Raw genomic sequence first — 6,593 nt, forward strand, 5'->3', positions numbered from 1 at the left:
ATGTTTACGATGGTACAGAAGCTTTGGCTGACAGTAGTATGTGCAGTATTTGTAACAGTTTCCTTTCTTTATTTTGTATCTTTATATTCGTATGAAAAACTATACGTTGATAATTTAAAAGATTCATTAGTAATGGAAGGGAAGCGTCTTTCTGCGCAATATGATAAGCGCGAAGGAATATCAATTTTTGAAGAGAAAGTAAGAGCATTTGATCAAATATCTAGTTCAGACGTTCTTTTCGTATCGAACCCACGTGATTTAAGTGCATGTTTACCATTTGATGTGCACCATCATTCTCTTATAAGTGAAGGGGACAGGCAAGCATTATTAGATGGAAAAACTGTGACAAAGATAGGATACGAGGAACATTTTGACCGTAATATTATGGGGGTTGTCATCCCTGTTTTAGAAAATAAAAAATTAGTTGGTATTGTATATTCTTATATTCCTTTAAAAAGTATAAAAGACTTAATATATGATATGGGTCTTATTTTAGCACCGTTAGCACTTGCTATAACTTTACTGACAATATGGATTGGTAGAAAAATTATTATTGCTATTACGAAACCACTTTCGCAAATGGAACGAGTTGCCAATCATTTGGCTACGGGGGATTTTTCGGAACGAATTACAATTTCTTCTGAAGATGAAATTGGGCGATTAGGAAAAGCATTTAATAAAATGGCAAATTCTTTGGAGACAGAAGACGTAAAGCGTAAGGAGTTTTTAGCCAACGTTTCGCATGAACTAAGAACACCGCTTAGTTATATAAAAGGATATAGCGAGGCTATTTTAGACGGTGTAGCGAAGGGACCACAACAGGAAAAAGTAACACAGCTTATTCATAAAGAAGCAGATCGTATGCAGCGTCTCGTTCATGATTTATTAGATTTAGCACAATTAGAAGGTGAACATTTTCCGTTAAAGAAACAACCTATCGTTTTTTCACAACTCATTGAAGATGTGTTAGATACGTATGAGATTAAGTTTATAGAAAAGAAAATTCGTATTTCAACAAATTTAAATCCAGAAATCATTGTAATGATTGATGAGGATCGTATGCAACAAGTGCTTCATAACGTGTTAGATAATGCGATACGGTATACAAATCAAAACGGGGATATTATGGTAACGCTCAGACAGATAGATGATTACTGTGAATTGAACATAAAAGATACGGGGATCGGTATTGATACAGAGCATTTGGAAAACCTTGGCGAGCGTTTTTACCGAGTTGATAAAGCGAGAAGTCGTCAACATGGTGGAACAGGTTTAGGCCTGGCAATTGTAAGACAAATTGTTCATATACATGATGGACAGTGGCGAATTGAAAGTGAAAAAGGGAACGGTACGACGGTTAGTATTAAATTGAAAGTACAGGATGAGGAGAGCATGTTCTAATTTTTAGGGCATGCTCTTTATATGGAAGACAATAATTATACGTAAGATATAAATTAATATGTAATAAATATCGGAATTTTGACGATTTTATGAACAAAACATTTGTACTTCTTACCAATTCGTTCTAAAATAGTTATGATGCAAAGTTCTTATAAATCGTTTCAATTGTTGTTTGGAAGATACTGAGGTGATTTAACTGGAGTACAAATCTATTAAACCGAAAAAGATTTACGAAGAAGTATCTGAAGCTATTTTAACAATGATTAAAAATGGTACGTTAAAACCTGGTGACAAACTACTTCCTGTACATCAATTAGCTGAGCAGTTTCAAGTTGGTAGATCTGCTGTTCGTGAAGCGCTAAGTGCGCTAAGAGCAATGGGCTTAATTGAGATGAAACAAGGAGAAGGTACATATGTGAAGAACTTCGATTCTTCTTCATTAACAAAATCATTAAACAATAGATTATTGATGAAGAAAGAAGATATTTTGAATTTATTAGAAGTACGAAAGGTGCTTGAAGTGGGGGCAGTTCGAGCAGCTGCGGCAAAACGTACGGAAGATAATTTACAAAATATGAAGCATTGGTTAGATGAAATGGCAAAGAGCGTTGGAGATGAAAAAGCTGGTGAAAAAGCAGATTTTCAGTTCCATATGGGAATTGCAGAGTCTTCGCATAACAACATTTTGCTTGAACTTATGAATCATGTTTCAGAGATGATTGCTGAAACAATTGGTGAATCAAGACGCATTATTTTATATGGTGAACAAACAACATCAGAACGACTTATAGAAGAGCATCAAGTTATATATGATGCAGTGTTAAAGCAAGATGTAGAATTAGCGCAGCAAGCAATGCTAGATCATTTAACAAATGTAGAACATATTGTCACAGGTAGAAACGATATAAATTCTTAATTTAATCTTTTAAAAATCTAATTTTCTGATAAAATAGAGAGAGATTAAGTAAGCGTTTTCTTTAGAAGAGGGAGAGGATAGGCCATGGTTGAGCCTATTTCTTCTCTCCTTAGTCATCTGATGACCATATGTTTGTTGGTGGAGTTGTAAAAAGGGGGAGTAATAATTATGAAAGTTACTTTATTTGTTACTTGTTTAGTCGATATGTTTGAAACAAATGTCGGCAAAGCAACAGTTGAGGTGTTGGAGCGTTTAGGTTGTGAAATTGAATTTCCAGAAGCACAAGTTTGTTGCGGTCAGCCTGCTTATAATAGCGGCCATGTAGAAGCTGCAAAAGAAGCGATGAAACATATGATTGAAACTTTTGAAGATGCAGAATATATCGTTACGCCATCTGGTTCTTGTGCGACAATGTTTCATGAGTATCCGCATGTTTTTAAAGATGATCCGAAGTGGGCTAAACGTGCACAAAAAGTTGCTGATAAAACATATGAATTTACACAATTTATTGTAGACGTTTTAAAGGTTACTGATGTTGGTGCAAGTTTACCAGGGATTGCTACTATTCATAAATCATGTCATATGACACGTATGCTTGGAGTAACAGAGGCACCAGGAATTTTATTATCAAATGTAAAAGGGTTAACTGTGAGAGAGTTACCAAATGTGCAAAATTGTTGCGGGTTTGGGGGAACGTTTTCAGTGAAGATGACTCCAATTTCTGAGCAAATGGTAGATGAAAAGGTAGATAGTGCAATGGAAACAGGCGCTGATTATTTAATCGGTGCAGATTGTGGGTGTTTGTTAAACATTGGCGGACGTATTGAGCGTTTAGGAAAAGAAATAAAAGTAATGCATATTGCTGAGGTACTGAATAGTCGCTCATGAAGGGGGAACATAAGCTATGTCTATGAAAATCAGTGAGAAAAAATTTAATGATCGCGTTGGCGATGGAATTCAAGATTCGTTTATGCGCGGAGCAGTATCTTCTGCACAAACACGCTTATATACGAATCGTTTAAAAGCAGCAGATGAATTAGGAAACTGGGAAGAATGGCGTGAACTCGGTGAAGAAATTCGTCAACATACGTTAGAAAATCTTGATTATTACTTAATGCAGTTAAGTGAAAATGTATCCAAAAGAGGCGGACATGTGTACTTTGCGAAAACGAAAGAGGAAGCAGCAAAGTATATTCAAGACGTTGCAAAAAAGAAGCAGGCAAAAAAGGTAGTAAAATCAAAGTCAATGGTAACAGAAGAAATTAGTATGAACCATGCGCTTGAAGAAATCGGTTGTGAAGTGTTAGAAAGTGATCTAGGAGAGTATATTCTGCAAGTAGATAACGATCCACCTTCACATATTATTGCGCCTGCTCTTCATAAAAATAGAACGCAAATTCGTGACGTATTTAAAGAAAAGCTTGGCTATGAAAATTCTGATGATCCATACGAAATGACAAAGTTTGTTCGTAAACAACTTCGTGAAAAATTTATGGGTGCTGAAATTGGTGTGACAGGTTGTAACTTCGCTGTTGCAAATACTGGCTCTCTTTGTTTAGTAACAAATGAAGGTAATGCCGACCTTGTTATGTCGATTCCAAAAACACAAATTGCGGTTATGGGTATGGAACGTATGGTTCCGACAATGGAAGAATTAGATGTTTTAGTTGGTTTACTATGTCGTAGTGCAGTAGGTCAAAAGTTAACAAGTTATGTAACGGTAGCGGGACCAATTCAAGAAGAGGAAGTAGATGGCCCAGAAGAATTCCACTTAGTTGTGGTTGATAATGGTCGTTCTCAAATTCTCGGATCTGAATTCCGTCAAGTGTTGCAATGTATTCGTTGTGCTGCTTGTGTGAACGTATGCCCTGTATATCGACATGTTGGTGGACATTCATACGGCTCTATATACTCAGGACCAATTGGGGCGGTATTAACACCACTTTTAGGTGGATATGATGATTACAAAGAGCTTCCTTATGCTTCTAGTTTATGCGGAGCGTGTACAGAAGCTTGTCCAGTAAAAATTCCATTGCATGATTTATTATTAAAACATCGTCAAGTTATCGTTGAGCAAGAAGGGCGTGCTCCACTTGCAGAAAAATTAGCAATGAAAATGTTTAGTATGGGTGCATCTTCAGCAGCTTTATATAAAATGGGATCAAAGATGGCGCCAGCAGCAATGAGTCCATTTACATCTGGTAACCGTGTATCAAAAGGTGTTGGGCCACTTAAAAACTGGACAGATATTCGTGAATTCCCGGCTCCAAGTAAAGAACGATTCCGTGATTGGTATAAAGATCATAAGAAAGGCGGGGACAAATAATGACAGGATTAATTCAAAACCGTGAGTCCTTTCTAGAAAATATTGCAAAAGAACTTGGACGCGCGCGTAAAACGGATGGTGTAAAACGTCCAGTATGGAAAAACAATGTGAATAAAGAAACGTTAAAAAATTATTCACAAGAAGAATTGTTAGAAGTATTTAAAAATCAATGTACAAACATTCATACAACTGTTGTGGAAACGACAAATGACCGTTTACGTGAGGATATTCAAAAAGTAATCGTTGAAAACGGCGGGGGACCTATTATGTTATCGGCAGATGAACGTTTTGATTCTTATGGGTTGACTTCTTTATTTAAAGAAGAACTTCCAAAGCAAAATGTTGAAGTGAACGTATGGGATCCTGAGAAAAAAGAAGAGAATATGCGTATCGCGGAAAGAGCAAATATTGGAATTGCATTTAGTGATTATACTTTAGCCGAATCTGGTACGATCGTTGTACAAAGTCATAAAGGCCAAGGCCGTTCTTTACACTTTTTACCGACTGTATACTTTGCTATTATTCCACGTGAAACACTTGTACCTCGTATTACACAAGCAGTTGAGGATATGAACAAGCGTGTAGAAAATGGTGAGACAGTGGCATCTTGTATTAACTTTATTACAGGACCTAGTAACTCGGCAGATATAGAAATGAATCTTGTTGTCGGAGTACATGGACCATTAAAAGCAGTATATTTCATCGTATAAAATAGGGGAAAGCAGGCCAGAAAATGGCCTGCTTTTTTTATAGAATAGAGATAATATGAAGTAGAAGTTCTCTCCTTTTTTTGCTATGTTCTTTTGGAAAGGAGAGGAAGGGATGTTCACTTATGTATATGCATTGTTAGCGGGGATGGTGTTTGGTTCTTTTTTTATGTTAATTGCGATGAGAGTTCCGCTAGGGGAGTCTATCATAACCCCGCGTTCATATTGTCATTATTGTAAGTATGTGCTAAAGCCAAAAGAATTGATTCCAATCATTTCTTTTTGTATGCAAAGAGGGCGTTGTACGAATTGTAAGAGGAAAATTTCAATTTTGTACGTAGTATTTGAACTTGTAACTGGAATGATATGTCTTCTTACTGTATATATGATTGGGGTGGAACGAGAGCTTATTATCGTTTTATCACTTTTTTCGTTACTTCTTATTATTTCAGTTACAGATTACATATATATGTTAATTCCAAATCGTATTTTAGCTTGGTTTGCTTGTTTACTCATTTTAGAATGTGCTTTTATACCGTTAGTCACTTGGATAGATAGTATAGTTGGTAGTTGCGTTATATTCATTTTGTTATACTGCATGCAAAAGATATATCCAGAAGGGCTTGGGGGAGGGGATATAAAATTACTTTCGTTACTTGGATTTATAGTGGGACTGAAAGGGATTTTTATCGTTTTATTTTTAGCATCTTGCTTTAGTCTTTGTTTCTTTGGAGCTGGTCTCGTATTAAAACGTATGAAAATGAGGACTCAAATACCGTTTGGTCCTTTTATTAGTCTTGGGGCAATATGTTACATGTTGGTCACGTATGCAAAATAGAGAGGGGATAGAAAATGAATGTATATATGGATGATCAAAGAAGTTGTCCGTACGGTTACGTGCTCGCAACTACAGTAGAATGTGCTTTGCAAATGGTACGAGATTATGAGGTGAATGTTCTTTCCCTTGATTTCAATATGGGATGGGGAGAAAAAAGTGGATTAGATTTTGTCGAAGCTTTTTGTAAAGAGGGTTTATATGTAAATGAAATACACTTTCATACGAATGATGTCATCGGTATGCATAAGATGAAACAGAGAATGAATAAGGGAAAGGAAGAAGGAGAGATTAATCCTAATCTTGTTGTTAAATATGTGGGGAGCTAAAAAGAGGTTGTCCCAAAAGGTCGTTAAAAACGAACTTTTGGAGACAACTTCTTTTATTTTTCCTGTATATGGATAAAAA

The 6,593-nt window shown here is 36.1% G+C and carries 7 protein-coding genes; all 7 read left to right on the forward strand.

Annotated elements, in window-relative coordinates; genetic code table 11:
* Positions 1 to 1,401, forward strand: coding sequence for a sensor histidine kinase (locus FH036_RS19340; protein ID WP_000494834.1), 1,401 nt, complete (start codon positions 1 to 3; stop codon positions 1,399 to 1,401).
* Between the two features lie 226 nt (positions 1,402 to 1,627).
* Complete coding sequence (locus tag FH036_RS19345) at positions 1,628 to 2,317, forward strand: FadR/GntR family transcriptional regulator (protein WP_254912616.1); 690 nt, start codon at positions 1,628 to 1,630, stop codon at positions 2,315 to 2,317.
* Positions 2,318 to 2,485: 168 nt separating this feature from the next.
* Entirely contained in the window at positions 2,486 to 3,205 is a 720-nt protein-coding gene (locus FH036_RS19350) for a (Fe-S)-binding protein (RefSeq protein WP_000869149.1), read from the forward strand.
* Positions 3,206 to 3,221: 16 nt separating this feature from the next.
* Positions 3,222 to 4,643 (forward strand): LutB/LldF family L-lactate oxidation iron-sulfur protein, encoded by a 1,422-nt coding sequence (locus tag FH036_RS19355; protein ID WP_000061916.1) that lies wholly within the window; start codon positions 3,222 to 3,224, stop codon positions 4,641 to 4,643.
* Positions 4,643 to 5,353 carry a LutC/YkgG family protein gene (locus FH036_RS19360; RefSeq protein WP_044792797.1) on the forward strand — a complete coding sequence of 237 codons (711 nt, stop codon included), beginning with the start codon at positions 4,643 to 4,645 and terminating at the stop codon, positions 5,351 to 5,353. The genes FH036_RS19355 and FH036_RS19360 overlap by 1 nt, the downstream gene beginning before the upstream one ends.
* A gap of 112 nt (positions 5,354 to 5,465) precedes the next feature.
* A complete protein-coding gene (locus FH036_RS19365; RefSeq protein WP_044792799.1) occupies positions 5,466 to 6,188 on the forward strand; it encodes a prepilin peptidase in 723 nt (240 codons plus the stop codon).
* Positions 6,189 to 6,202: 14 nt separating this feature from the next.
* Positions 6,203 to 6,514: a cyclic-phosphate processing receiver domain-containing protein gene (locus FH036_RS19370; protein ID WP_001103780.1), complete on the forward strand. Its 312-nt coding sequence runs from the start codon at positions 6,203 to 6,205 to the stop codon at positions 6,512 to 6,514.
* The last annotated feature ends 79 nt before the right edge of the window (positions 6,515 to 6,593 follow it).

Source organism: Bacillus sp. CD3-5, from assembly GCF_006349665.1.
Classification (GTDB): Bacteria; Bacillota; Bacilli; order Bacillales; family Bacillaceae_G; genus Bacillus_A; species Bacillus_A paranthracis.

Bases quoted from the DNA above. Each gene is read 5' to 3' on its own strand.
- FH036_RS19340 (WP_000494834.1), top strand. From the start codon at position 1: ATGTTTACGATGGTACAGAAGCTTTGGCTGACAGTAGTATGTGCAGTA.
- FH036_RS19350 (WP_000869149.1), top strand. From the start codon at position 2,486: ATGAAAGTTACTTTATTTGTTACTTGTTTAGTCGATATGTTTGAAACA.
- FH036_RS19355 (WP_000061916.1), top strand. From the start codon at position 3,222: ATGTCTATGAAAATCAGTGAGAAAAAATTTAATGATCGCGTTGGCGAT.
- FH036_RS19360 (WP_044792797.1), top strand. From the start codon at position 4,643: ATGACAGGATTAATTCAAAACCGTGAGTCCTTTCTAGAAAATATTGCA.
- FH036_RS19365 (WP_044792799.1), top strand. From the start codon at position 5,466: ATGTTCACTTATGTATATGCATTGTTAGCGGGGATGGTGTTTGGTTCT.
- FH036_RS19370 (WP_001103780.1), top strand. From the start codon at position 6,203: ATGAATGTATATATGGATGATCAAAGAAGTTGTCCGTACGGTTACGTG.